We start from the raw sequence: 760 nt of genomic DNA, 5'->3' as shown, positions 1-760 counted from the left end.
TTCGGCGTAATGACTGCGCCATCATCGTCACCGGTGACGGTGATCGTGATGTCCTGGGTATCCACACCGCCGTTGCCGTCGCTGACCTGGACCGTATAGGTCTCGGTGCGCGTTTCGCCGGTCTTCAGCGCCTGCGCTGCGGCGTTGTCCAGCTGGTAGGTCCACTGGCCGGTGCTGTCCACGCTGAAGCTGCCGTAGGTGCCCGTGTTGGCGCCCACGACGCTGTAGCTGTGCGTATCGCCGGCATCGACATCGGTGGTCGCCAGCTGGCCGATCGCAGTCTGGGTGCCGTCTTCGGCCACCGTCCCCGTCAACGCGCCCGACAGCACGGGCTGGTCGTTCGTGCCGTTGATGGTGATAAGCACGCTGCCCGTGGTGCCGTCGGCGGTCGTGACCGTGAAGGTTTCGGTCAGGCTCTTGCCCACGCCCAGCGCCTGCACCGCGGCCAGGCCGTTGTTCAGGTTGAACGTCCAGTTGCCGCTGGCATCGACGCTGAAGTTGCCATACTGGCCGGCCTGGGCCACCACGGGAACAAACACTGCCTGGCCCGCATCGGGGTCGGTCACGTTGAGCTTGCCGCCCGCGACCAGCGTCACATCTTCCTGCACCTGGCCCTGGTCCGAACCGGGCGCGTTCGGCGTAATGACTGCGCCATCATCGTCACCGGTGACGGTGATCGTGATGTCCTGGGTATCCACACCGCCGTTGCCGTCGCTGACCTGGACCGTATAGGTCTCGGTGCGCGTTTCGCCGGTCTTCA

1 protein-coding gene is annotated in these 760 nt (G+C 65.5%); it reads right to left on the bottom strand.

Annotated features, from left to right (window positions below; genetic code table 11):
* On the bottom strand, positions 1–760 hold a 760-nt coding region (locus tag D3H34_RS33215; RefSeq protein ID WP_205736879.1), incomplete at both ends, for a VCBS domain-containing protein.

The sequence above is a fragment of the Acidovorax cavernicola genome, from assembly GCF_003581445.1.
This window is presented reverse-complemented; position numbering and strand designations above follow the sequence as displayed.